Origin of the sequence: Mesorhizobium sp. M7A.F.Ca.US.014.04.1.1 (assembly GCF_003998745.1) — a bacterium.
Lineage (GTDB): Bacteria > Pseudomonadota > Alphaproteobacteria > Rhizobiales > Rhizobiaceae > Mesorhizobium > Mesorhizobium ciceri.
Window position 1 is genome coordinate 1 of record NZ_RZRW01001319.1, and the last position, 637, is coordinate 637.

The 637-nt window shown below is 69.9% G+C and carries 1 protein-coding gene and 1 pseudogene; both read left to right on the top strand.

What is annotated here, in order from left to right:
• Positions 1 to 415 (top strand): annotated as a pseudogene (locus tag EOA22_RS36315) (xanthine dehydrogenase family protein subunit M); the annotation flags it as partial.
• Positions 412 to 637, top strand: a 226-nt coding sequence (locus EOA22_RS36320) for a 2Fe-2S iron-sulfur cluster-binding protein (RefSeq protein WP_127390751.1), incomplete at its 3' end; no start/stop codon positions are given. The pseudogene EOA22_RS36315 and the gene EOA22_RS36320, both read left to right, overlap by 4 nt.

The window sequence follows — 637 nt, forward strand, 5'->3', positions numbered from 1 at the left end:
CAACCGCCGCGCGGCTCTGCTGCCCGGTGAGATGGTCACGGCGATCCGCGTGCCGAAGCCCAGCGGCACGTCGGCTTTCGTCAAGCTCGGCGCCCGGCGCTACCTCGTCATTTCCATCGCCATGGTGGCAGCACGTCTGGCCGTCGACAATGGCACCGTCCGGCAAGCGGCGGTCGCGGCCGGCTCCTGTTCGGTGGTGGCCAAGCGGCTGGCCGGCGTCGAAGCCGCGTTGTGCGGGCTGCCGGTGGATGGCGAGCTTGCCGATGCGGTCCTGTCCGCGCCGATGAGCGAACTGTCGCCGATCGCCGATGTGCGCGGCAGCGCCGAATACCGGCTTGATGCAGTGCGCGAGATTGTTGCCCGCGCCGTGCTTGCGGCTGTGGGGCGGACGACTGGCGAAGAGGTGGCGGCATGAGCCAGGTTCAACCTGACGTGCGTGAAGCAGTGCCCGACCTGGGCGCCGTTCGGCCTGCTCGCGGCCCGGAGCGCGTTGACATCGCCTTCGAGGTCAATGGCAGCGCCGTATCGGTCAATGTGCCGCCGCTGCGCCGACTGTCCCTGGTGCTGCGCGACGAACTGGGGCTGACCGGCACCAAGGTCGGCTGCGATGCCGGCGATTGCGGCGCCTGTACGGTGC